Annotated in this window: 21 protein-coding genes; 11 read left to right on the top strand and 10 right to left on the bottom strand. The window is 37.4% G+C overall.

The genetic code is table 11. From position 1 onward, the window contains the following. Positions 1-26 precede the first annotated feature (26 nt). Complete coding sequence (locus tag B9T27_RS14455) at positions 27-311, bottom strand: GNAT family N-acetyltransferase (protein ID WP_086207509.1); 285 nt, start codon at positions 309-311, stop codon at positions 27-29. A gap of 172 nt (positions 312-483) precedes the next feature. Between B9T27_RS14455 and B9T27_RS14450 the strand changes: the two genes are divergently transcribed. Together B9T27_RS14450 and B9T27_RS14445 are read left to right on the top strand one after the other, a co-directional pair. Continuing rightward, positions 484-1,674, top strand: coding sequence for a sugar transporter (locus B9T27_RS14450; RefSeq protein WP_086207508.1), 1,191 nt, complete (start codon positions 484-486; stop codon positions 1,672-1,674). Between the two features lie 323 nt (positions 1,675-1,997). Next, positions 1,998-2,957 (top strand): TerC family protein, encoded by a 960-nt coding sequence (locus B9T27_RS14445; protein WP_086207507.1) that lies wholly within the window; start codon positions 1,998-2,000, stop codon positions 2,955-2,957. Between the two features lie 88 nt (positions 2,958-3,045). On the opposite strand, the gene B9T27_RS14440 is transcribed toward B9T27_RS14445, so the two are convergent. Next, positions 3,046-3,624 carry a nucleotidyltransferase family protein gene (locus B9T27_RS14440; RefSeq protein WP_086207506.1) on the bottom strand — a complete coding sequence of 193 codons (579 nt, stop codon included), beginning with the start codon at positions 3,622-3,624 and terminating at the stop codon, positions 3,046-3,048. 245 nt (positions 3,625-3,869) lie between these two features. Between B9T27_RS14440 and guaD the strand changes: the two genes are divergently transcribed. The 3 genes from guaD to B9T27_RS14425 all read left to right on the top strand — a co-directional run bounded on the left by guaD (position 3,870) and on the right by B9T27_RS14425 (position 6,386). After that, the gene (gene guaD, locus B9T27_RS14435; protein ID WP_086207505.1) at positions 3,870-5,189 is read left to right on the top strand and encodes a guanine deaminase; all 1,320 of its coding nucleotides are present in this window, start codon (positions 3,870-3,872) and stop codon (positions 5,187-5,189) included. Between the two features lie 226 nt (positions 5,190-5,415). Further along, on the top strand, positions 5,416-5,943 hold the full coding sequence (gene hpt / locus B9T27_RS14430) for a hypoxanthine phosphoribosyltransferase (protein ID WP_086207504.1): 528 nt from the start codon (positions 5,416-5,418) through the stop codon (positions 5,941-5,943). A gap of 191 nt (positions 5,944-6,134) precedes the next feature. Continuing rightward, positions 6,135-6,386 (top strand): GlsB/YeaQ/YmgE family stress response membrane protein, encoded by a 252-nt coding sequence (locus B9T27_RS14425; RefSeq protein ID WP_086207503.1) that lies wholly within the window; start codon positions 6,135-6,137, stop codon positions 6,384-6,386. A 47-nt stretch (positions 6,387-6,433) separates the two neighbouring features. Here B9T27_RS14425 and B9T27_RS14420 read toward each other — a convergent pair whose 3' ends face one another. Continuing rightward, positions 6,434-7,135, bottom strand: coding sequence for a DsbC family protein (locus B9T27_RS14420; RefSeq protein ID WP_086207502.1), 702 nt, complete (start codon positions 7,133-7,135; stop codon positions 6,434-6,436). A 354-nt stretch (positions 7,136-7,489) separates the two neighbouring features. Here B9T27_RS14420 and B9T27_RS14415 point away from each other — a divergent pair, with 354 nt between their 5' ends. After that, a complete protein-coding gene (locus tag B9T27_RS14415; protein WP_086207501.1) occupies positions 7,490-8,662 on the top strand; it encodes an MFS transporter in 1,173 nt (390 codons plus the stop codon). 47 nt (positions 8,663-8,709) lie between these two features. On the opposite strand, the gene B9T27_RS14410 is transcribed toward B9T27_RS14415, so the two are convergent. From B9T27_RS14410 to rpmH, 7 genes are all read right to left on the bottom strand, one after another. Further along, positions 8,710-9,075: a NirD/YgiW/YdeI family stress tolerance protein gene (locus B9T27_RS14410; protein WP_086207500.1), complete on the bottom strand. Its 366-nt coding sequence runs from the start codon at positions 9,073-9,075 to the stop codon at positions 8,710-8,712. Between the two features lie 399 nt (positions 9,076-9,474). Beyond that, the gene (locus B9T27_RS14405) at positions 9,475-11,679 is read right to left on the bottom strand and encodes an OsmC domain/YcaO domain-containing protein (protein WP_086207499.1); all 2,205 of its coding nucleotides are present in this window, start codon (positions 11,677-11,679) and stop codon (positions 9,475-9,477) included. A gap of 412 nt (positions 11,680-12,091) precedes the next feature. Then, complete coding sequence (mnmE, locus tag B9T27_RS14400; RefSeq protein WP_086207498.1) at positions 12,092-13,456, bottom strand: tRNA uridine-5-carboxymethylaminomethyl(34) synthesis GTPase MnmE; 1,365 nt, start codon at positions 13,454-13,456, stop codon at positions 12,092-12,094. 82 nt (positions 13,457-13,538) lie between these two features. Further along, positions 13,539-15,251 (bottom strand): membrane protein insertase YidC, encoded by a 1,713-nt coding sequence (gene yidC, locus B9T27_RS14395; protein ID WP_086207497.1) that lies wholly within the window; start codon positions 15,249-15,251, stop codon positions 13,539-13,541. Positions 15,252-15,256: 5 nt separating this feature from the next. Then, the gene (yidD, locus tag B9T27_RS14390) at positions 15,257-15,577 is read right to left on the bottom strand and encodes a membrane protein insertion efficiency factor YidD (protein ID WP_086207496.1); all 321 of its coding nucleotides are present in this window, start codon (positions 15,575-15,577) and stop codon (positions 15,257-15,259) included. A 9-nt stretch (positions 15,578-15,586) separates the two neighbouring features. Next, a complete protein-coding gene (gene rnpA / locus B9T27_RS14385) occupies positions 15,587-15,979 on the bottom strand; it encodes a ribonuclease P protein component (protein WP_086207516.1) in 393 nt (130 codons plus the stop codon). 27 nt (positions 15,980-16,006) lie between these two features. After that, a complete protein-coding gene (rpmH, locus tag B9T27_RS14380; RefSeq protein WP_000831329.1) occupies positions 16,007-16,141 on the bottom strand; it encodes a 50S ribosomal protein L34 in 135 nt (44 codons plus the stop codon). Between the two features lie 662 nt (positions 16,142-16,803). Between rpmH and dnaA the strand changes: the two genes are divergently transcribed. The 5 genes from dnaA to B9T27_RS14355 all read left to right on the top strand — a co-directional run bounded on the left by dnaA (position 16,804) and on the right by B9T27_RS14355 (position 23,620). Beyond that, a complete protein-coding gene (dnaA, locus tag B9T27_RS14375) occupies positions 16,804-18,195 on the top strand; it encodes a chromosomal replication initiator protein DnaA (protein WP_086207495.1) in 1,392 nt (463 codons plus the stop codon). 107 nt (positions 18,196-18,302) lie between these two features. Beyond that, complete coding sequence (gene dnaN / locus B9T27_RS14370; RefSeq protein ID WP_086207494.1) at positions 18,303-19,451, top strand: DNA polymerase III subunit beta; 1,149 nt, start codon at positions 18,303-18,305, stop codon at positions 19,449-19,451. A gap of 23 nt (positions 19,452-19,474) precedes the next feature. Next, positions 19,475-20,557: a DNA replication/repair protein RecF gene (gene recF, locus B9T27_RS14365; protein WP_086207493.1), complete on the top strand. Its 1,083-nt coding sequence runs from the start codon at positions 19,475-19,477 to the stop codon at positions 20,555-20,557. Between the two features lie 52 nt (positions 20,558-20,609). After that, the gene (gene gyrB / locus B9T27_RS14360; protein ID WP_086207492.1) at positions 20,610-23,081 is read left to right on the top strand and encodes a DNA topoisomerase (ATP-hydrolyzing) subunit B; all 2,472 of its coding nucleotides are present in this window, start codon (positions 20,610-20,612) and stop codon (positions 23,079-23,081) included. A 170-nt stretch (positions 23,082-23,251) separates the two neighbouring features. After that, entirely contained in the window at positions 23,252-23,620 is a 369-nt protein-coding gene (locus B9T27_RS14355; protein ID WP_086207491.1) for a hypothetical protein, read from the top strand. Positions 23,621-24,187 lie beyond the last annotated feature (567 nt).

Genomic DNA, 24,187 nt, shown 5'->3' with positions numbered 1-24,187 from the left:
CAAAAGCCTCTTTTAAGAGGCTTTTTTTATGCTGCAACATCTGTAAAACTTTTTTCACGTCTAAACATGACATCGACATACGAACAGGTCGGTATAATTTTTAACTTATTTTCACGTGCAAATCTAACCAAAGTATCTAATAACTGACGGGCAACACCTTGACCACGTAAAGAATCATCCACCCATGTATGATCAGCAATAATGTGATTATCTGCACGCCAGACATAGCTAATCTCAGCAATCCTCTGGCCTTGAGCATCATCTAAAAAAAATTCACCTTTTTGCTTATTATCTATATGTTGAAATTGCATTTTCATCTCTTTTAATTTTTAAATATACTCGTACTGTATCAAACCCATTCTCAGATTTCAAAAATCATGACTGTAACTTTTAGATACTCCAGTCATGCAGACATCAGATTAAAACTTAACATCATGCAACTTTAGACTTAAAATTTAAGAGTATTCTTTTAAATTACTGACTATGTCATCTCAATCTTCCGAAATTTCTATACAGCCCACTCGTCAATGGATCAGCGTAATCACTTTAGCTTTTGCAGCGTTTATCTTTAATACCACGGAATTTATTCCCGTGGCATTACTCAGTGATATTGGCAAGAGTTTTAACATGCAAGCGACTGATGTCGGGATCATGATTACGCTCTATGCATGGGTGGTTGCCCCTGTATCACTGCCAATTATGCTTCTCACCAAAAATATTGAACGACGTTTTCTGCTGATAGCTTTATTTATGGTCTTTATTGCCAGTCACATGCTGTCTTATTTTGCTTGGAACTTTAATGTTTTATTGGCGAGTCGGATTGGGATCGCTTTTTCACATGCACTATTTTGGGCAATTACCGCGTCACTCGCCGTTCGTGTTGCACCCAAAGGCAAAGAATTTCAGGCTTTAGGTTTACTGGCTACAGGTACGGCTTTGGCCATGGTTTTAGGCATTCCATTGGGGCGCATGATTGGTGAGATTTATGGCTGGCGCAATACTTTTGCCCTCATTGCCATCTGTGCTGCCATCGTCTGTATCACCTTAGCCAAAACATTACCCTTATTACCCAGTATTAACTCTGGCTCATTAAATAGTTTAAAGCTTTTATTAAAACGCCCCAGCTTGTTGATCGTCTTTGCACTCACTGTCATTATTATCACTGCACAATTTACAGCGTATAGCTATATTGAGCCTTTTACTTTAACCATTGCTCATTTCAGTTCCTCACAAACTACAACCTTATTACTCATCTATGGTGGTGCAGGTTTCATCGGCTCTTATCTGTTTGGAAAGTTTGGGCAAAAATATCCCAAACTGGCGATTCCGTGCAGTAGTGGAATATTAGCAATTTCAATGTTGCTGTTATTACCATTTTCACAAGGCTTTGTCAGTTTAAGTAGCTTAAGTTTATTTTGGGGCATGGCGATCATCTGCTTTAGTCTCGCCATGCAAGCCAAAGCACTCCATCTCGCTTCTGATGCAACAGATGTCGCCATGGCCATTTATTCTGGTTTATATAATGTCGGTATTGGTGGTGGTGCACTTCTAGGTAGTTACGTCAGCGTAAGTTATGGGCTAAATCATATTGGTCTAGTCGGTGGCATTCTGGCTGTATTAGGTACAGTTTTGGCATTACTTTTAGTACAACGCAAAGATTTTATATTGTCATAAGCAGCATACAAAATTTGCACAATTGCAATAAATATGCAATCCTGTGGCTATATTAAGAGATGTAGTACATTTCTTTAAATAAATTCGTTTGAACAAGGGGAGTAGCCTCCTCCAAACAGCAGTGATTTAAGTATCCGTATTTAAATCAATGCTGTGTCAGAATATCGTCATTACACTTTGCAAAAAGTCGGTATCTGAGCATCATCAAAATATAAGATGATGTAGGCAAGACCTTGATCATGTTGAGATAGATGTTTTAATTCATCTGGCAACTGGTCAAGGTTTTTTTATGCCGAATCCACTTGCTAGATGTGGAGATTTTTATGGAATCAATTGGTAATCTATGGCTATATTTAGCATTCTTCGGTTTAGTGACCGTAATGCTACTTATTGACTTTTTAGGCTTTAAACAAAAACAAGGTCAAGATGTCAAACTCAAAACTGCAGCATACTGGAGTATGGCATGGGTTTCAGTGGCCGCTTTATTTGGTGGTGGCTTATGGCTGTATCTACAGCAAACCGCTGGTATCACCATTGCAAATACCAAGGTCATGGAGTATTTTGCAGGTTATTTATTAGAAAAATCACTCGCAATTGATAATGTCTTTGTATGGCTGATGATTTTTGCAGCCTTCGCTATTCCTCCTGCGTTACAGCGTCAAATTCTGCTTTATGGTGTCCTTGGCGCAATTGTACTTAGAACCATTTTTATTTTTATTGGTGCATGGTTCGTACAAGAGTTCTCTTGGGTCTTATATATTTTCGGTGCATTTCTGGTTTATACCGGCTTTAAGTTCTTAAAAGGGCATGAAGAAGATCCAAATATTGAAGATATGCCGATTTTAAAATGGCTACGTAAACACATGCGTATTACACCAAAAATGGAAGGGGATAAGTTTTTTGTTCGTCAAAATGGTGTGCTCTGGGTAACGCCGTTATTTCTGGTTTTAATCTTGGTTGAAGCATCTGACGTCATTTTTGCAGTGGATTCTATTCCTGCAATTTTTGCAGTTACCAGTGATCCCTTTATTGTATTGACTGCAAATTTGATGGCGATTTTAGGTTTACGTGCCATGTTCTTTTTACTGGCTGGGGCTGCGTCGAAGATGCATTACTTACCCTATGGACTCGGTATTATTCTCTTATTCATTGGCTTCAAAATGTTAATGCTTGATGTGTTCCATATGCCAATTTGGATTTCTCTTGGCTTCATTATCGTGACCTTAGCGATTACCGCATGGTTATCAATTCGTTATAACAAAAAGCAAGAATTACAGTCTTAAGTACTGATTATTGCAAAAGCCTTCCGAATCGGAAGGCTTTTTTATGTTTAAAAATAAGTTTAGAATGAATAAAACTAATTTAAAAATATCACACATCGATCAGGTTTAAATCAGGCCATCGCTCTAAAAATCTCTTAGCACTTACACGCTGCATAAAAACCTCGGAGCTGACTAAAGTTTTATTCCAACGTAATTGAAGACCCAATAAATCAGTTAAACCAAACGGTGCAATCACATCAAAATCACCATTTTCAAGCAATCGAACTGCTATGGCTGTTGCGGTTTCGGGCCATAAAGACAAAGCTTCCATAATCGAATGCAATGGTTCAATACACTCGCCACTCTCTAAGCGATACCATTCATGAACAAAAGCTTGATTGGTCACGTCCCATTCTATTTTTGGAAATTTTTGTGAAAGCTGTCGACTTAAATACTGAGCATGGGCTTGATTCAAATCCTCAGGATCATGAAAAATAATATCAATCTCCGTATGTACCAGTGGCCATAATTGCCCATGCAATTTTGCCCAAACTGAATTCCGAATGACTCCAGCACTGACATAAGCCTGTGGTTCTACTTCAAACAGATATTGTAAAACATCCATCAATTCAGTATGACCTCGAATAATAACCTCTAGATCTGCATTTAATTTTTTTGCTTGGTACATTCTTAAATCTCTTATTCATTCATCATTTTTAAGTACTAAGCGTTAGACTCATTCAACTTAAATCACAACTTAAGGTCGCGGTAAAACATGACCTTATGAATTTTCATCGCACAATCTGCCTCAATACAACTGAACTCAATTACAGCCATTTAACAACTCAGCAAAACTGTTTAAATAAAGCAAATACAGTCTAAAACTGTGCTTTCAGGTACAATCAATCGAAAAATAAAATTTGCAGGTTTTCCATGTCTCCGACTCAAACTCAGCGCGCTATCCGTGGTCGCTTTTTAGATATTCAAAGCACTGTTATACAGGCAGCAGATATTGCCAAACAGATTCGCTATTTGGAAGATGGTTTGCTGATCACGCAACACGGTAAAATCACATGGTTTGGGCCATGGAATGAAGGCCAAAAGCACCTGAGTGATACGGTTCAAATCGATCATTATCCTGAACAACTGATTGTTCCCGGATTTATCGATACTCACATTCATTTTCCACAAACAGAAATGGTCGGTGCTTATGGTGAACAGCTTTTAGAGTGGTTAAATACTTATACATTCCCAACTGAAATGCAGTTTAAAGATAAACATTATGCAGATCAGATTGCCCAATTTTTTGTAAATGAATTACTTAAGAATGGTACCACTACAGCATTAGTATTCTGCACAGTGCACTCCGAATCTGTCGATGCTTTATTTGAAGCCGCAGAACAACATCAAATGCGTTTAATTGCAGGTAAAGTGATGATGGATCGTCATGCACCTGAAGAACTAACGGATACCGCTGAAAGCGCATATCGTGATTCCAAAGCTCTGATTGAAAAATGGCATGGTAAAGGCCGTAATTTATATGCCATTACACCGCGTTTTGCGCCTACCTCTACACCTGAACAATTAGAAAGAGCAGGGCAGCTCAAAGCTGAATATCCTGATGTATATGTACACACCCATTTAAGTGAAAACAAAAATGAAATTGCATGGGTTAAAGATTTATTCCCTGAACAAAAAGGCTATTTAGATGTTTATCATCATTATGGCTTAACAGGAGAACGCTCTGTTTTTGCACATTGCGTACATTTAGAAGAGGCTGAATGGGAGTGTATGCATAATACCAACTCTGCAATTGCATTCTGTCCAACCTCAAATTTATTCCTTGGCAGTGGTTTATTTCCATTGGAAAAAACTTGGAAAAAACAGGTGAAAGTGGGTTTAGGTACAGATATTGGGGCAGGCACTTCCTTCTGCCAACTGCAAACCATCAATGAAGCCTACAAAGTTCAACAATTACAAGGCAATAAATTATCTGCTTTTGAATCACTTTATCATGCAACAATTGGTGCCGCAAAAGCACTACATTTAGAAGATCACTTGGGTAACTTTAATGTCGGTAAAGAAGCTGATTTTGTCGTGCTGAATCTAAACGCAACGGCATTACAACAACTGCGCCAACAACGTGCTAAAAATATCGAAGATGCTTTATTTGCACTGTTTACGATGGGTGATGACCGGAATATTCAGGCCACTTATATTTTTGGCGAAAAAGCGTATGAGCAAAAAATCTGAACCCAACAATCGTTCCCGAAGCACAAAGAAGAAAGTGCTTTTAATTACGGCTGTTTTGGTTGTGTGCACATTGCTTTTAAAACGTGATGCACATTAAAAACCACCTATTTACATTTTCAATTATCAAAAATGATGCATATTGAAGTGATATGTTTTAAAATTGCTACATATTTCAGGTGTTGCAGGTCAACGCCTTTTTTTATTTTTTGTTTAGGTATTTATCTCCATGACCATCCAAATGAAAGTGATGATTTCAACTGAAGAGATTCAAGCGAAAGTCAAAGAACTTGGAAAAAAAATTGATGCTCATTATGCCAACAGTGACAAAGAACTCGTTCTGATCGGTTTATTGCGTGGTTCAGTAATTTTCATGGCAGACTTATGTCGCTCAATTCACAAAGAACACGAACTCGATTTTATGACTGTATCGAGTTATGGCGGTGGAACATCATCATCTCGCGATGTCAAAATCTTAAAAGATTTAGACGGTGAAATTCGTGGTAAAGATGTGCTTGTGGTTGAAGATATTATTGACTCTGGAAATACTCTGAGCAAAGTATTGGAAATTTTAGAAACGCGTCAACCCAATTCAATTGAACTCTGTACTTTAGTTAGTAAACCTTCACGTCGTGAAATTGACCTCCATGTTGAATTCCTTGGCTTTGAAGTTGAAGATAAGTTCATTGTCGGTTATGGCTTAGATTACGATCAAAAATATCGCCACCTTCCCTTTATTGGCGAAATTGGTCTTTAATATTGAAGGATGAAAATAATTAAGCGGCGCAAGCCGCTTTTTTATGAGGTGTATGTTGCTTCATCAACATAGGAACAAAAAGGCAACACACTGTAGCAAACCTATACTTTTAAGATTCATTAAAATAATCAAAGATAAAGTATGTTTTCAATTCTTTAACACTAGAAAAGATAAGAAAAAGGAGAACTCTCATGATGGCATTCATTGGTGCAATTATTATTGGTTTTTTTGCAGGTTTAATTGCGCGTGCAATTCATCCTGGCGATGATAAAGCTGGCTTTCTCGTCACCGTTGCCTTAGGTATGATAGGTTCATTAGTGGCAACCTATGGAGGACAATTACTTGGACTCTACCCTAAAGGTGCATCTGCTGGCTTCATTGCATCGATCATTGGTGCAATTGTGGTATTGTTTCTTTATAACTTCATTGCCAAACGTACTTAAAATTAGATGAATTAAAAAAGCACCGGATTACGGTGCTTTTTTAATTCTTAAAGACCGAGATTTATCCAAATCTGCTCAATTTTTTCAGCAGGGTAGGCACCCATAATGGTATAACCCGTTGAAAAAATAATTGCAGGTGTACCCTGTAAGCCTAAACGTTTACCTAGTTCTAAATTACGTTCAATAGGCGTTTCACAGTTTGCAGCAGCAGTAGGTTTTATCCCATTTTGAATTAATTTTTTCCATGCAAATTCTTTGTTTGCTGAACACCAAACTTGCTTAGAGGGTAAAATGGATTGTGCTTTGATTGGATACATAAAAGTATAAATTGTGACATCATTCAGCTGAGCTAAATTGCCTTCAAGAGTCTTGCAATATGGACAATTTGGGTCAGAAAAAATAGCCAGCTGTCGCTTTCCATTCCCCCTTACAGTCTTAATCGCATCATTCAATGGTAATTTTTTAAAGTCGATACGATGCTGTTGAATAGCTAAATCTTTAGTGAGATTCTGCTGATCCTTAAGACGAATCATTGAACCAACAAAAATATGTTGTGCATCTTCATTTACATAAACAATTTGATTGTCTAAAGTGCCACTATACAAACCTTGCATTTCAGTGGTTTTCAAATCATTCACTTTGACATTCGGATATTGCTGCATGAGTTTAGTCTTAACAGTTTCAACACTGGCAAAACTGACACTCATCATTGCTAAACCTAATGTAAAAGCTACCATTCTTTTCAACATAGAAAACTCTTTTTCTAATAGCAATTTTATAACTAGAGATTCTAAACTTAAAAAGAAAATGCAATGTTTTAAATCTGTTTAAAACATCAAAATTTAACGCGTTTCACGTGGAACACTATAAAAGTAATAACTTAATGCCTGATCAAATTTCAAGATGACCTCAGCACTCTTTTTTTAAACGAATAACAGAAAGTTCAAAACTAGAGAATAGATGATTAATCCAGTAATAAAACCAGAATAAGGTTGATCTCACGTTGATTAAGTTTTAATCTACCTCAGTATCTCATTTCCTCCATGCCAATCCTTTACATACATCAGATTGGCATTTTTTATTTGCAGACAAAGTTTTTATTTATGACTCAGCAATCATGGCGACCATTTATTCTGGTCAGCCTAGCCTTGTGTATTGGTACAATTGGTACGGCGTTAGCCAGTCCACTTTATCCAATTTACCAGCAACTTTGGCATCTTCTTCCAAGCCATATTACCTATATATTCGTGGCCTATATGTTCGGATGCATGACTACCTTACTATTTTTAGGGCGTAGCAGTAATAGCATTGGTTTTATTCGTACCTTACAAATTGGATTATTCGTTGCTGTTATCGGTTTAATTTTTTCCGTTTTTGCTACTAATACTTATATATTAGGAGTGGGCCGATTTATTATTGGAATTGCATCTGGCTTAATCAGTACTTCGGCAATGCTCGGCTTAATCTATACCATTCCAGATTCACACAAACAGCATGCTGCACAACTAAGTTCTATTATCACTGTCCTTGGCTTTGGTTTTGGGCCATTGATTGGTGGTAGTATTGCTCAATTTTCAGACTCGCCTTTAGTCACGCCATATTTACCTGTAATCTTTGGTGCCGTACTTAGCTTAATCAGTTTATTCAAGATTAAAGTAGCTCATTTTGAAAAACAAAAATTTTCAATGGCGCCACATTTAGAATTACCAGAACTCCAATATAAAAAACTGTTTTATATTGCAAGTTTTACCGCCTTTTGTGCCTTTGGCTCATTCAGTTTATTTGCCTCACTTGCACCCTCATTTATTCAAGATGTAATTCCTTGGCATGGTCCAATAGTCAGTGGTTTCACTATTGCCAGTATTCTAATGGTTTCAGCTTTCATTCAATTTATTGCGAAATCAATGCCTATGCATAAAACCTTGAATACCGGTTTATTTATGCTGATCTTAAGTTACGTCATATTGAGCATTTGTATGCTCATGCACTGGAGCTGGTTATTTTTTATAAGTGTCATATTGGTCGGAATTGGACATGGTTTAAGCTTGTTGGGTGCATTTGCATTAGTGCATCATATGACTAAAGTGGAGAATCGAGCAGCTGTCGTCTCGACTTATTTATTTCTCGCTTATTTAGGAACGATTGCTCCAATTATTGCGGTGGGTTATTTATCGGATCATTTTGGACTAATGGTGGGTGTACTCAGTTTCTGTTTAGGTATGGGCTTGCTGTGTATTTATCTATTATTGAGTCATCTCAAACTTAAAACCCTATAAAAAATAAAAAAGGCAGCTATTTTCAGCTACCTTTTTTATTTAATCTATTACTTTATAAATTCAACTTTCACAGCATCAATATCCGTTGGTCGATGTTTATGCGTATCAACTTCACCTAAGATTTTAACTTTGGTACCCGCTTTTAGCTGTGCAGCAGTCGCTAACTTTTCATCAATATCAACCACAATTGTGCCTGATGCATCTTTAAGCTCATAATGTTCATGTTTAACTTGACGAACAATCGTTCCTGTAACACTAACAGCCGTTTCATCCCCTAATTTTTTTGCTTGTGCTACCGTCACTGGATGTTTGGCAGCAGCAGCCATGATTCTTTGATCGTCATCATGACCAGCCCAAACATTCGCAGTCACAGCCAGTAAAATACTAGAAAGGATCAGAGGTGATTTTTTCATTATACATTGCTCACTTTTTTTATGAAATTGATCTGACAATAGACAATTTAGAGCGTGAAGTAAAATGAAGTTACTCAATTACAACCCTTTATAAAAAAAGCCAACAATTGTTAGCTTTTAAAATCTATAAATTTTAATAAAAATAATCATTTTCCAGTATAGACTATCATATAAATAATTTATTAATTTAAAATCAATATTTTAAATAAGATACATGCTATTTTATATGCATATCAACGATGCAAAAAATAAACCTAATATTTAAGTCTATTAGGCTTATTTATGATTGAGATTATCCGAGGATAAAAAATGGTAGCATTTGATTTAGATGCATTGACAGCCTATGGCTAAGAGCACCCCAATCCTATTGATAGTTGCTTCTAGCCATAACAAATTATATTAACGAGATTGAGCTACCACTTTAGCACGTGCTGCATGCAATTTTTTGTAGCTATCGACAAGACGTAAATGACGATCAAGACCTTCAAGTTTCATACTTGTTGGTGTTAGACCATAGAAGCGTACACTGCCATCCACTACACCTAACACAGTATCCATGCGCTCATTGCCAAACATACGACGGAAATTAATGACATAATCATCTAGCTCGAGCTCATCATCTAACATTACCTCAAGTATGACATTCAGACACTGATAGAACAATCCGCGCTCAACCGTATTGGTGTTATATTGTAAAAAGGCTTCCACCAAATCTTTAGCTTCTTCAAATTGCTGTAAGGCAAGATAAATCAGCAGTTTTAACTCTAAAACCGTGAGCTGTCCCCAAGCTGTATTGTCATCAAACTCAATACCAATCAACGTTTTGATCTCGGTATAATCGTCTGATTCACAGTCTTCTAGACGTTCAAGTAATGCTTCAAGGCTTTCATCATCCAAGCGATGTAAGTTCAAAATATCTTCACGGAACAACAATGCTTTGTTGGTATTATCCTCGATTAAATCTTCAACTAGATAAATTTCTGAATAATCGGGCACTAAAATACGACAAGCCGTTGCACCTAAATGCTCATACACCGCCATGTAAACTTCTTTACCCATATCTTCGAGAATGCCGAACATCGTTGCAGCTTCTTCAGAATTGGCATCTTTACCTTGGCCAGTAAAATCCCACTCGACAAATTCATGATCTGCTTTCGCACTAAAGAAATGCCATGACACTACACCGCTAGAATCAATAAAGTGTTCAACAAAGTTATTCGGCTCAGTGACTGCATTACTGCTAAAGGTTGGCTGAGGTAAATCATTCAAGCCTTCAAAACTACGACCTTGCAGTAATTCCGTCAAGCTACGCTCTAATGCCACTTCCAATTTTGGATGTGCGCCAAAAGATGCAAATACACCACCCGTTCGCGGATTCATTAAAGTCACACACATCACTGGATACTTTCCACCCAATGAGGCATCTTTAACCAAGACAGGGAAGCCTTGTTCTTCTAAACCTTTAATACCTTCCACAATGCTTGGATATTTCGCCAATATCTCTTGTGGTACATCTGGCAGTGTCATTTCACCTTCTAAAATTTCACGCTTTACCGCACGTTCAAAAATTTCAGATAAACACTGTACTTGAGCTTCGGCCAAGGTATTACCCGCACTCATACCGTTACTTAAATACAAGTTTTCGATTAAATTCGATGGAAAATATACCACCTCACCATCAGAGTGACGCACAAATGGCAATGAGCAAATACCGCGTGCAGTATTTCCTGAATTGGTATCGTACAAATGCGTACCGAGCAGCTCATTTTCAGGATCGTAAATCTCAAGGCAATATTCATCCAAAATTTCTTTTGGTAGTTCACCCTTTGGACCTGGCTTAAACCATTTTTCTTCAGGGTAATGTACAAACTCAGCATTGGCGATTTCTTCACCCCAAAACTGATCGTTATAGAAGAAATTACAGTTTAAACGCTCAATGAATTCACCTAATGCCGAAGCCAATGCGCTTTCTTTGGTCGAGCCTTTACCGTTGGTAAAACACATCGGCGCTTGCGCATCACGAATATGCAATGACCATACATTTGGCACAATGTTACGCCATGAAGCAATTTCAATCTTCATCCCCAAACCAGCCAAAATACTAGACATATTGGCAATGGTTTCTTCTAAAGGCAGATCTTTACCCACAATATAAGTGCTATGTTCTGAAGCCAAACTCGGCATTAACAATGCCTGTGCATCAGCATCAATGCTTTCAACATGTTCAATCACAAACTCTGGTCCAGTTTGTACCACTTTCTTTACGGTACAACGTTCAATCGAACGTAAAATACCTTGGCGATCTTTGTCGGAAATGTCAGCTGGTAACTCGACCTGAATCTTAAAAATTTGCTTATAGCGATTTTCTGGATCAACAATATTATTCTGAGACAGTCGAATGTTATCAGTGGGAATATCGCGACTTTGGCAATATACCTTCACAAAGTAAGCCGCACATAACGCAGAGGAAGCTAAAAAATAGTCGAACGGCCCCGGTGCCGAACCATCGCCCTTATAGCGGATTGGTTGATCGGCGATTACCGTAAAGTCATCGAACTTGGCTTCAAGTCGAAGGTTGTCGAGATAATTGACCTTGATTTCCATGCTGGCACCTAACTAGTCCTATGTATCACCACGGACACATAAGATTCCAAATATTGAAACATAAGCCGAATCACGGATAAGGAATTGACTTAAAAAAGTGACTAGAGCCATGAGTTCAGTGATTATGCCTAACGACTGACTCGAGTCATGATGGCCAATATTATAAAGGTATTTACTTTAATTAATGACTTTTGTCTGTCTTTCTAGATTATTTATAAAAACTCTTAAAACAAGAACAACTTAGATAAAATTTTGACGGGTTTATTACTGATTATTTTAAAATATTGCTGATTGTTATATGGTATAAATAGTCTTAAATCTATATAAGTACAATAAAAAAGCACTAAGTTATTATCACTTAATGCTGTTTAATTAGCTTTAAAATTTATTAAAAAAATGGCTAAATTTGAAATTACTTTCCAATACAAAACGAACCAAAAATCTCACCCAATAAATCATCCGCACTAAAGTCACCGGTAATTTCAGCTAAAGCATTTTGCGCTAGACGTAACGACTCAGCAACCAACTCACCAGCATGATAAACAGTCAGCTGTTCATGTGCTTCCGCCAGATACTGCTGCGTGCGCTTCATTGCATCTAGATGACGAGTTCGTGCAATAAAGGTATCTTCTTCAGGCTGGAAACCCGCATGTACTGTTACAGCGTCTATAAGCACTTGCACACCCATTTCTTGCTTCGCTGAAACAGTAATATGGCGTAAGCCCTGAAAATCAGTTAACTGAGGCTTTTGATCGGTTAAATCACATTTATTTCCAATTAACATTAAACGTTTTGGCTCAAGATGTTCAGCAAAATAATTTTTAGCAAGTTCGAGTGGATCTTCCCCTTGGCTTAAATCATAGACCAAGAGCAACAAGTCAGCTTGTTCAATTTCTTGAATTGCACGACGAATCCCTTCTTTCTCGACAATATCACCAGTTTCACGCAAACCAGCAGTATCTGTTAAAGTGATCGGCAAGCCATTTAAGGTTATTTTTTCATGTAAAACATCACGAGTTGTACCTGCAATATCAGTCACAATGGCACGATCAACCCCAGCTAAAGCATTCAATAAGCTAGACTTACCTGCATTGGGTTTACCTGCAATTACCACCTGTAAGCCTTCACGCAATAACTGCCCTTGACGAGCAGATTGCTGAACTGAAGTCACCGAAGATTGTACATCTTCAAGTAATGCTAGAATTTTTCCATCCGCTAAAAAATCGATTTCTTCTTCTGGAAAATCAATCGCAGCTTCAACATGTAAACGTAGATGAATCAATTTTTCTAAAACGGTATTTACCCGCGTTGAGAAAGCACCTTGCAATGAACGTACAGCAGAACGTGCAGCCGCTTGAGAAGTTGCATCAATCAAATCAGCAATGGCTTCTGCTTGAACTAAATCCATTTTGCCATTTTCAAAGGCACGCATGGAAAACTCACCTGCTTTTGCCGCAATTGCCCCAAGTTCCAATAAGCGCCCTAACAATGCATTTTGAATCACAGGCCCACCATGCCCTTGCAACTCCACGACATCCTCACCAGTAAAGGAGTGCGGATTCGGAAAGCAAATCGCTAAACCTTCATCCATGACTTCGCTATGCTCATCATAAAATTGACGAAAACCTGCAAAGCGCGCTTTGGGTAAAGTTTTTTGTGTTAAAGCCTCAGCAATTGCATAAGCCTTAGGTCCAGATAGACGAATCACGCCCACACCCCCACGACCAGGTGGAGTCGCAATTGCAGCAATCGTGGTTTGAGTCGCTAAACTGGTCATTCAAATTTCTCTATTTCAAAACAATAAAAAATCCGCCTAAGATTACCATCTTAAGCGGATTTATTCAGCTATTCAGTTAAGACTAATCAGCCGAAGTTACATCTTTCTTCAAACGCGCTTTTTCAACACTTTTGTTAATAAAGCTTTGTTGCAAAATCGTGATTGAGTTGTTCACAATCCAGTATAAAACTAAGCCAGCAGGGAAGAACAGCATAAATACTGTAAACATAATTGGCATAATTTTGAACACTTTGGCTTGCATTGGATCAGCAGGTTGCGGATTCAACGATTGCTGAATAAACATGGTTAAACCCATGATCAACGGCAAAATAAACCACGGATCCATTGCAGACAAATCTTGAATCCAAAGCATCCATGGTGCATGACGAAGTTCTACAGATTCCATCAATACCCAATACAATGCTAAGAAAATTGGCATTTGAATCAATAATGGTAAACAACCTGAAAGCGGATTAACTTGTTCACGTTTATAAAGTGCCATCATTTCTTGAGAGAAACGCATGCGGTCTTCACCGAATTCTTCTTTCATGCGTTGCATTTCAGGTGCAATCACACGCATTTTTGCCATAGAGCGATAGCTCTTAGACGACAATGGCCAAAGAATCAGTTTCACTAAAATAGTCAATAAAATAATTGACCAGCCCCAGTTACCTACAATGTTATGGAAAAACTGTAAGCCCATAAACAATAATTTAGCAATCGGCCATAACCAACCATAATCAACAGTTTGGTTTAAACCTACAGCCAAATCTTTCAATTCAGACTGAACTTTTGGACCTGAATAGAAAGTTGCATCAATCGCCATTGAAGTACCTGCGGGTACATTAATCGCAGGAGAAGTGAAACCAATCACATTTAAATTATTATCTTTATTCGATTCAAGAGTCGCTTTAAATGGTTGACCATTAAAGTCTCCAGGAATCCAAGCGCTTACAAAATAATGCTGAACAATTGCAACCCAACCACCTTGAGCTTCTTTATGCAATTTTTCATCACTAAAATTCGCAAATTTTAATTTATTGTAAGGCTCTTCAGGCGTACCCCAAGCACCACCTAAATAAGTGCCTAAAGTGAAAATACCTTGATCAGACTTACCAGGATCCTCTGAATTATCGCGAACAATATTGCCATACAACTGACCTTGCCATAGTTGTGGACTACGGTTAATCACTTGATGATTGACAGAAATTGGATACGCACCTTGTTTAAAGGTAAACGTTTTAATCACTTCAACATTATCATTAGTTTTATATACTAATGGTACTGAAATGATTTTCTCTTCTTGACCGTCTTTATTCTTAACTAATTTAGCATCAGTTAAATTATATACCGTTTTTTCTACTTCATATAAAGGTCGAGCATTCGGATTATTATCCGTACCATTTAAACCTTTAAAACCAGTCTGCGCGATATATTTACGTGTCGAATCATTTTCGAGCATCACAAAAGATTGATCACTATCTTTGCTTTGATCATGATTCAGTAATTCAACACGTTCTATATCACCACCTTTGGGATTAATAGAAATATTGTAAAGATCTGTCTTAACAGTAATCAATTTTTGTTGAGCAACAGTATTCGCCGTTTGAGCTGCAACATCTGCCTTAGCAGGATCAGAAGCAATATGTGCTTGTGAGGTATTTTGCGAAACGACTGCCGCTGGTTGCTGCACAGCATTACTGGAGTGACCGTAGTCTTTTTGCCAAGCTAAAATTAATAAATAGGCAGTGACAAACATGGCCCCGAGAATTGCAAACCTGGCCCATTGTTGCATAACAATTACCCCAAATGGTTAGAGTGATTTTGGTTCATAAAACGTTCACGCAAGGGTACAACAACATGAAGCGTTTGAGAATCTATTTGCTGAAATGAAATAAAACGAATTGCTTTCTTAGGTACAGGATCATAACCATGTCCACCCCAAGGATGACAACGACATAATCGCTTAGTTGCTAACCAACCACCTTTAAATGCGCCATAAGCATGAATTGCTTCCAATGAATATTGAGAACAAGTTGGAATATAACGACAACGAGGACCAATTAAAGGACTAATCGCAATTTGATAAAAACGAATTAACCAATGCAGTAAACGAACCATTGGTTATCTCTAATTTTGAGAGGAAGAAGTAACTGTTTTATGGTGCTTTTTAACAAGGCGTTGCAATTTTTGCCACGCAAATTGTAACTGCTGATGTAACTCAGCATTAGAAACTGCATCTGCACCTATTTTAGGCATCACTACAATATCTAATAATTCAATTTGTTGTTGATGTAAGCGAAAGCTTTCACGTGCAATCCGTTTTATTCGATTTCTTTCATGCGCACGGCGCACTTTTTTCTTAGCAACGACTAAACCCAAACGACTTTTCGGTTGTTCGGTAAATTTTGCAAGAAATAAAAAGTGGGGTTGATGCACTTTAAAAAGCGCATCATCAAACACACCTTTGTAGTCTGCAGCACAGCGGAGTCTCACCTCTGGACTGAAACTATAAAGTGGCATAACACCCAAGTCGGTCATGAGCTCTACTTATACAGTTAAGCTATGACGACCTTTTGCACGACGACGAGCTAAAACTTGACGACCAGCTTTAGTTGCCATACGAGCGCGAAAACCATGAACACGCTTACGCTTTAATTCAGAAGGTTGGAAAGTACGTTTCATATCGAAACTCCAAAAATGATCTTTGTATAAAGGTTCGCGATTTTATTGCGCATTGTTTGTTCTGTCAATGTATAACTGGTTTTAGTTACATATAAGTTCCAATTTTAGCCAAAAATATGAAATCCAATAATTAATGTGCAAAAATCTATAAATATATATATTCACATGCTAACTCTTTATTTTATAATGTTAATATAAGTTACTCACAACCATATCAACAAAGTTATCCATAAAAACAAGTATGCTTTTGAATTTGGATTGTGTTTTAAATTTAAATTCAAAACCTGCTGGTTATCCACAGATGAGCTTCCTCCTTATAAATAAATTCAAATTTAAAATTTATATTTATTATTATTAGGGTCTTGTTTTTCTGTTGATAACACATTTTTTAACTTATTTTACAGTGGTTTAATTTGTGGGTAAGTGTGGTTTAATCACCTTGATGGATTGTGGATAAGTTTGTGTTGGAATTTATCCACAGGCTCCTGTTAGGGTTATCCACAAAGGCTTTGAATTTAAATTTTAAAAAGTAATTTTATTTTTTGAACTAATTTAGCTGAATTAGTCATGACAGATGTGGATAACTTGGTTAGAATGGCGACCCCCTATATTGGGTGGTTATTGTTTTTAAATTTAAAACGGAATTGAATAAGGGGTTTCACATGCTTTGGACGGACTGCTTAACTCGCTTGCGACAAGAGCTCTCTGATAATGTCTATGCAATGTGGATTCGTCCTTTGGTTGCAGAAGAAGTTGGAGAGACATTACGACTTTATGCGCCTAATCCATATTGGACACGCTACATTCAAGAGCATCATTTGGAATTAATTTCTATTTTGGCAGAACAATTGTCTGAAGGGCGTGTTCGTAAAGTTGAAATTACAGTTGATTCACGACCTGGTGCAATTTTATCTGCAGCTGAGCAACCTGCAACGACCGCTGCTGCGTTAGAATCCTCATCATCTCAAATCACTATTGCTAAACCAAAAAAAGACAAAGAACACGAAACAGTATCGCCTAAAAATTCTAAAAAACGATTGCTCAATCCATTATTTAATTTTGCTTTATTTGTTGAAGGCCGTTCGAACCAAATGGCAGCAGAAACTTGTCGAAAAGTTTTAACCCAACTGGGTGAGTCTCAACATAATCCATTGTTTTTATATGGACCGACAGGTTTAGGTAAAACTCATTTGATGCAAGCAGTAGGCAATGCATTGTTACAAGCAAAACCAAATGCACGTGTGATGTACATGACTGCTGAAAGTTTTGTCCAAGATTTTGTAAGTTCATTACAAAAAGGTAAAGTTGAAGAATTTAAGAAAAATTGCCGTTCTTTGGATTTACTGTTGGTCGATGATATTCATCTTTTGGCTGGAAAAGAAGCAAGTTTGGTTGAGTTTTTCTATACTTTTAATGCATTACTTGATGAATCTAAACAGATTATTTTAACTTCTGATCGTTATCCTAAAGAATTAACTGAGCTTGATCCGCGTTTAGTATCGCGTTTTTCTTGGGGATTGTCAGTCGGTGTTGAACCACCGGACATTGAAACGCGAATCGAAATTTTACTGAAAAAAGCAGAAAGTAGTGGTATTGATTTGCCACGTAACTGTGCTTTATTTATTGCACAACAAGTGGTTGCCAATGTTCGTGAGCTTGAGGGTGCATTGAATAAAGTGGTCGCTATTTCACGTTTTAAAGGTACTTCAATCGATTTAGAAGTGGTTCGGGAATCGCTTAAAGATGTTTTAGCGATTCGTGCACGAACCATCAGTACTGAAAACATTCAGCGTGTGGTGAGTGAATATTTCCGTATTCCTTTGAAAGAATTAGTCGGTCCAAAACGGACACGAATTTATGCACGTCCACGCCAATTGGCCATGGGTTTGGCCCGTGAATTAACGGGAGATAGTTTCCCTGAAATTGGTATGGCCTTCGGTGGTCGTGATCATAGTACGGTGATGCATGCTTGTGAAAAAGTGCAAAGTTTACGTGGCGAAGATCCAATCTTTAATGAAGATTATAAGAACTTATTACGCTTACTACAAAGCTAGTTTTTGATCAAATTCTGTTCTTGCAATGCGGCATAATCTGCCGCATAGTACACAGCTAAAAAATAAATTTACCCGTCTCCCATTACCTAGTTTTAGAGGAATCCATCGTGCGTTTGAAAATCGCTAAAGAGAGCTTAGTCAATGTTTTATCCCATGTGGTTGGAGCAGTTGAACGTCGCCACACTTTGAACATCCTTTCAAACGTAAAAATTCAAGCGACAAATCAAGCTTTAACCATTACAGGTTCTGATTTAGAAGTTGAGTTGGTGGCTAGTACAACCTTAAATGACGGTGCATGTATTCAAGCGGGGGAGACGACTGTTCCCGCACGTAAATTGATGGATATTTGTAAGTCTTTACCTACGGCTGCGCTGATTGATCTACAAATTACGGAAGATCAGCGTTGTATCTTAAAGTCAGGTAATAGCCGTTTTGTTTTAGGGACCTTACCTGCTGAGGATTATCCATTACTAACTACTGAAAATAGTCAAGGTACTCAAGTTCAGGTGACTGAACGTGAATTAAAACGTTTATTTGAAAAAACAGCATTTGCTATGGCTGTACAAGATGTACGTTTTTACTTAACTGGTACTTTGTTAGAAATTGATGATAATCGCTTACGTGCAGTGACAACGGATGGGCATCGTTTAGCTTTGTGTGAAACGAAGGCTTCTTCATCCGCAACACAAGCTATTCAAGCGATTGTTCCGCGTAAAGCCGTGGCTGAATTACAGCGTTTATTAAGTATCGATGATGAGCAATTAACTTTATTGATTGGTCGTGAGCTTTTAAATGTCACAATTCAAACCCCAAGTCGCGATAAGGAACAAGGTGATATTACTGTACGTTTTACCACAAAGTTGATTGATGGTAAGTTCCCTGATTATCGTCGTGTAATTCCACGTGGTGGTGATAAGGTGGTGACTATTGCGCATGATGTGTTTAAACAATCATTGCAGCGTGTAGCAATTTTAAGTAATGAAAAGTTACGTGGCGTATTCTTAAATTTTAATGCTGATTCTTTACAGCTTCGTGCCAATAATCCTGAGCAAGATGAAGCGATTGAGGATTTAGCTATTCAGTATGCAAATACTCCAATGGAAATGTCATTTAATGCGCAGTATCTTCTAGAGGTATTAAGTGTTTTAGATGGTGATGACGTTGCTATGACGATGACGGAAGCAAATCAATCCGTATTGGTTCAAGATCCAACACAGCAGGATCAAATCTATGTCGTAATGCCAATGCGTGTTTAATTGATTATTTATTTAGATTAACTATGCATATTACGCGTTTAAATATCCAACGTGTTCGAAATTTAAAAACGGTTGCACTGCATGGCTTGCAACCGTTTAATATTTTTTATGGACAAAATGGTTCAGGTAAAACATCAATTTTAGAAGCTATTCATTTGTTGGCGACGGGTCGTTCTTTCCGTACGCATATACCTAAAAACTACATTCAAAATGAAACTACAGATGCGATTGTATTTGCACAATCGCTCACTGAAAAAATTGGTATGCAGAAACTGTCATCGGGTGAGCAGCTAATAAAAGTTAATGGCGACACTGTTGCCACGCAAGGACAACTTGCCAAACTTTTACCATTACAGCTGATTGATCCACTTAGTACCGATATTATTGATCATGGTGCTAAGCCACGTAGGCAACTTTTAGATTGGCTGATGTTTCACGTGGAACCTGAGTTTTACCATGCTTGGCAGTATTATTCGCGTGCGTTAAAACAACGCAATAGTTTGCTTAAATCGCAACGCAACTTAAGCCTGTTAGATTTAGAACCGTGGAACAAAATGCTCAGCGATTATGGTGAAATTTTACATTCACAACGCGTTGAAATTGTTGAGCAATGGAAAATCTATTTGCAGAATGATTTAGCCCAGCTGTTACCCGATTTAAGTATTGAATTGGAATATAGTGCAGGATTTCATGTTGAGTGTGGTTTAGCCAATGATCTGATTAATTATCATCAAAAAGATTTAGATAGACGCTATACCGAGTATGGTCCACATCGAGCAGATTTACGCTTTAAAACCCCTCTGGGAGATGCCGATGTGGTACTTTCAAGAGGGCAAAAAAAATTATTGATTATGGCGCTAAAGCTATCACAAATTGCCATGTTACATGCTTGTAATAGGGAAACTGTGGTACTATTAGATGATGTGACAGCAGAATTAGATTTAACTGCACAGCGCCGTTTAATTGCGCAATTAAGCCAACTTGGTAGTCAAGTTTTTATGACTACTTTAGACCATGAATCAGTAAAAAAACATTTACATGATTTGTCTATTTCCTACCAATTATTTAATGTCGATCACGGTCAAGTTCAAGTTGTTGTGCCATGATTTTAGATTTTAGCCATCTTTGGATAGAGCTATTTTTCACTAGGGAGAAACCATGAGTTCAGAAGATCAAGCAGCTTCTCAAGTAGAACCAATTATTGAAAAAGCTTATGACTCCTCTAGTATCAAAGTATTACGTGGTCTAGATGCGGTTCGTAAACGCCCAGGCATGTATATTGGTGATACTGACGATGGTTCAGGTTTACACCATATGGTGTTTGAAGTGGTCGATAATGCGATTGATGAAGCATTAGCGGGACACTGTGATGAAATTATTGTGACCATTCATGAGGATGAGTCAGTTAGTGTTTCTGATAATGGTCGTGGTATTCCTACTGATATTCATCCTGAGGAAGGTGTATCTGCAGCAGAAGTAATCTTAACGATTCTACATGCAGGTGGTAAATTTGATGACAATAGTTATAAAGTTTCAGGTGGTTTGCATGGTGTTGGTGTTTCAGTAGTCAATGCTTTATCAAGTAAATTACTATTAAACATTCGTCGTGCTGGTAAAGTTTTTGAACAAGAATATTGCCATGGCGATCCAGTCTATAAATTACGTGAAATTGGTGAGACCACTGAATCGGGTACGACGGTGCGTTTCTACCCAAGTGAATTAACATTCTCTCAAACAATTTTCAATGTGGATATTTTAGCGCGTCGTTTACGTGAGCTTTCATTCTTAAACGCGGGTGTTCGCATTGTACTTCGTGATGAGCGTATCGATGCTGAACACATCTTTGATTATGAAGGTGGATTGGCTGAGTTTGTTAAATATATTAACCAAGGCAAAACTCACCTGAATGATATCTTCCACTTCACCACTGAATCTACTGAAACGGGTATTACGGTAGAAGTTGCATTGCAATGGAATGATAGTTATCAGGAAAATGTACGCTGCTTTACCAATAATATTCCACAAAAAGATGGTGGTACGCATTTAGCAGGTTTCCGTGCAGCATTAACTCGTGGTTTAAATCAATATCTCGATAGCGAAAATATTCTCAAGAAAGAGAAAGTTGCTGTGACGGGTGATGATGCTCGTGAAGGCTTAACTGCGATTGTGTCAGTGAAAGTACCTGATCCAAAATTTTCTTCGCAAACCAAAGAAAAATTGGTATCGAGTGAAGTAAAAACTGCTGTAGAGCAGGCAATGAATAAGTCGTTCTCTGAATATTTATTAGAAAATCCACAAGCTGCAAAATCGATTGCGGGTAAAATTATTGACGCAGCCCGTGCGCGTGATGCTGCACGAAAAGCGCGTGAATTAACCCGTCGTAAAAGTGTGTTAGATATCGCGGGTCTGCCAGGGAAACTGGCGGATTGCCAAGAAAAAGATCCAGCACTTTCTGAGCTTTATTTGGTCGAAGGTGACTCTGCGGGTGGTTCTGCAAAGCAGGGACGTAACCGTAAGATGCAAGCGATTTTACCACTGAAAGGTAAAATCCTAAACGTGGAACGTGCGCGTTTTGACAAGATGATTTCTTCGCAAGAAGTAGGTACGCTAATTACTGCACTCGGTTGTGGTATTGGTCGTGAAGAATACAACCCTGATAAATTACGTTACCATAAAATCATCATCATGACCGATGCTGACGTAGATGGTTCACATATCCGTACTTTATTATTAACCTTCTTCTTCCGTCAAATGCCTGAATTGGTAGAGCGCGGTTATATTTATATTGCACAACCACCATTGTATAAATTGAAGAAAGGTAAGCAAGAGCAATATCTGAAAGATAATGATGCTTTGGAAACCTACTTAATTTCGAATGCCATTGATGAACTAAATCTACATATCAGCGCAGATGCACCGGCCATTCGTGGTGAGGCTTTGGCGCGTGTGATTGCAGATTATCAAACGTCACAAAAAAGCTTGAATCGTTTAACGCTTCGTTATCCTGCAAGTTTACTTGATGCTTTATTGGGTCTAGAAGCATTTAAGCTTGATCAAAACCATGATCAAGCATATGTGCAACAGTGGTCTGAACAATTGCGTGCTGCAATTGAGGCATATCAGCCAAGTTTACGTCCTGAGATTACTTTAGAAGCATTTGAGAAAGAGCATGCAGATGGCGAGAAAGTGACGCATTATTGGCCGCGTGTGACGGTCTATGTGCATAACTTACCGCATCATTATCTGCTTGATTCTGGTTTGTTGGCTTCAGGTGAATATAAGCGCTTACTACAAAACTCTAAGAGTTGGTTTACTTTACTTGAAGATGGTGCGTATTTACAGAAAGGTGAGCGTAAAATTAACGTCACAACTTTCCATCAAGTGTGGCAACATATTTTATCTGACTCGCGTCGTGGCATGATGATTCAGCGCTACAAGGGTCTGGGTGAGATGAATGCGGAACAGCTTTGGGAAACTACCATGGATCCTGAAAACCGTAATATGTTACAAGTGACGATTAATGATGCCATTGAAGCAGATCGTATGTTCTCTTGCTTAATGGGCGATGATGTAGAACCACGTCGTGCCTTTATTGAAGAAAATGCACTCAATGCCGATATTGATGCTTAATTAATTTCAAAATATAAAAAAGCACCTTTTGAGGTGCTTTTTTATTCGGTAAAATTTTATCTAAAATGATATGTTCTTTGTATATTTTCAATTATTTTATAAAACTGACTTATTACTGTGCCAAGATTAGATTAATTCTCTAATTTTATATAAAACAAGAGGCTATAATTATGGATAGGCAATTAGAACAAACACGTGATAGTTGGGTAAATGCTTTTTTTACTGGAAATTATGATGTTTTAGCAGCACATGAAGATCAGAGTTTTAAAGTAATTAATGAAAAAGAAGGGATTAGTGAAAGCAGTTTAATGCGCTATGAAAAAATTGCACATGCAGTCAAAAATGGTGTTTGGAAACCGCAAAAACCGAATGTATTAAGTGAAGAATTTGAGTTTGATCATGATTTGACTGAATGTAAGATTACGATTTCCTTAGAAAATGAAGCAACCATCATTCAAGAATTATGGGTCTTTAAAGAAGACTGGAAAATTGTAGAACTTAGATTTTGCAAAGTAAATCAGAGAGTTAAAATAGATTAAAGTTATGTCTATTTAATTGATTTTTAATGCATTACTATTTGAATTAAAATTTTTGGTTTTCAGTATTTTAAAATAATAATGCATTAAGGCAAGAGAATATAATCATGGAACGCAGTACAATTGAGTTATGTTAATATTTTGATGAGTTTAATTAGGAGAGTGAATGTAGTAACAAATATTCAGTATATTCATGCTTAAAGGTGATTTAATGGATTCGATTGACTCAAATTGCAGTTATCTAAGATAATTATATATTTAACTTTATTAAAAATAAGCTTAGGTTATGGTTGAGCGTATGAATACAAAGAGTCTGCTAAAAATAACAAAATCAATGTAAAGATTTAACCTCAAAGGCTTAAATATATCCATCCAATTAGAAAATAACGGCCAATTTCTATTTAAATTTTCGCAAGTAGAATCGAATAAAATTAAGAATAAAAATCTTGAAATATCAATTTAAAGCTCAGTATGAATCAAGTTTTTAGTGGTGATGATGGCTAATATGGTACAGCATATTGCTATTTAAAGTATTTAGCTCGTCTGAATTCACTTAAACTGGATAAAAAA

The organism is Acinetobacter sp. ANC 4648, assembly GCF_002135345.1.
Classification (GTDB): Bacteria; Pseudomonadota; Gammaproteobacteria; order Pseudomonadales; family Moraxellaceae; genus Acinetobacter.
Note: the sequence above shows the minus strand (reverse complement) of the source record. Positions and strands in the feature narration are given on the sequence as shown.

What these genes read in the sequence shown, in the direction of transcription:
- B9T27_RS14455 (WP_086207509.1), bottom strand. Translation starts at nt 311, where the DNA reads ATGCAATTTCAACATATAGATAATAAGCAAAAAGGTGAATTTTTTTTA.
- B9T27_RS14450 (WP_086207508.1), top strand. Translation starts at nt 484, where the DNA reads ATGTCATCTCAATCTTCCGAAATTTCTATACAGCCCACTCGTCAATGG.
- B9T27_RS14445 (WP_086207507.1), top strand. Translation starts at nt 1,998, where the DNA reads ATGGAATCAATTGGTAATCTATGGCTATATTTAGCATTCTTCGGTTTA.
- B9T27_RS14440 (WP_086207506.1), bottom strand. Translation starts at nt 3,624, where the DNA reads ATGTACCAAGCAAAAAAATTAAATGCAGATCTAGAGGTTATTATTCGA.
- guaD (WP_086207505.1), top strand. Translation starts at nt 3,870, where the DNA reads ATGTCTCCGACTCAAACTCAGCGCGCTATCCGTGGTCGCTTTTTAGAT.
- hpt (WP_086207504.1), top strand. Translation starts at nt 5,416, where the DNA reads ATGACCATCCAAATGAAAGTGATGATTTCAACTGAAGAGATTCAAGCG.
- B9T27_RS14425 (WP_086207503.1), top strand. Translation starts at nt 6,135, where the DNA reads ATGATGGCATTCATTGGTGCAATTATTATTGGTTTTTTTGCAGGTTTA.
- B9T27_RS14420 (WP_086207502.1), bottom strand. Translation starts at nt 7,135, where the DNA reads ATGTTGAAAAGAATGGTAGCTTTTACATTAGGTTTAGCAATGATGAGT.
- B9T27_RS14415 (WP_086207501.1), top strand. Translation starts at nt 7,490, where the DNA reads ATGACTCAGCAATCATGGCGACCATTTATTCTGGTCAGCCTAGCCTTG.
- B9T27_RS14410 (WP_086207500.1), bottom strand. Translation starts at nt 9,075, where the DNA reads ATGAAAAAATCACCTCTGATCCTTTCTAGTATTTTACTGGCTGTGACT.
- B9T27_RS14405 (WP_086207499.1), bottom strand. Translation starts at nt 11,679, where the DNA reads ATGGAAATCAAGGTCAATTATCTCGACAACCTTCGACTTGAAGCCAAG.
- mnmE (WP_086207498.1), bottom strand. Translation starts at nt 13,456, where the DNA reads ATGACCAGTTTAGCGACTCAAACCACGATTGCTGCAATTGCGACTCCA.
- yidC (WP_086207497.1), bottom strand. Translation starts at nt 15,251, where the DNA reads ATGCAACAATGGGCCAGGTTTGCAATTCTCGGGGCCATGTTTGTCACT.
- yidD (WP_086207496.1), bottom strand. Translation starts at nt 15,577, where the DNA reads ATGGTTCGTTTACTGCATTGGTTAATTCGTTTTTATCAAATTGCGATT.
- rnpA (WP_086207516.1), bottom strand. Translation starts at nt 15,979, where the DNA reads ATGCCACTTTATAGTTTCAGTCCAGAGGTGAGACTCCGCTGTGCTGCA.
- rpmH (WP_000831329.1), bottom strand. Translation starts at nt 16,141, where the DNA reads ATGAAACGTACTTTCCAACCTTCTGAATTAAAGCGTAAGCGTGTTCAT.
- dnaA (WP_086207495.1), top strand. Translation starts at nt 16,804, where the DNA reads ATGCTTTGGACGGACTGCTTAACTCGCTTGCGACAAGAGCTCTCTGAT.
- recF (WP_086207493.1), top strand. Translation starts at nt 19,475, where the DNA reads ATGCATATTACGCGTTTAAATATCCAACGTGTTCGAAATTTAAAAACG.
- gyrB (WP_086207492.1), top strand. Translation starts at nt 20,610, where the DNA reads ATGAGTTCAGAAGATCAAGCAGCTTCTCAAGTAGAACCAATTATTGAA.
- B9T27_RS14355 (WP_086207491.1), top strand. Translation starts at nt 23,252, where the DNA reads ATGGATAGGCAATTAGAACAAACACGTGATAGTTGGGTAAATGCTTTT.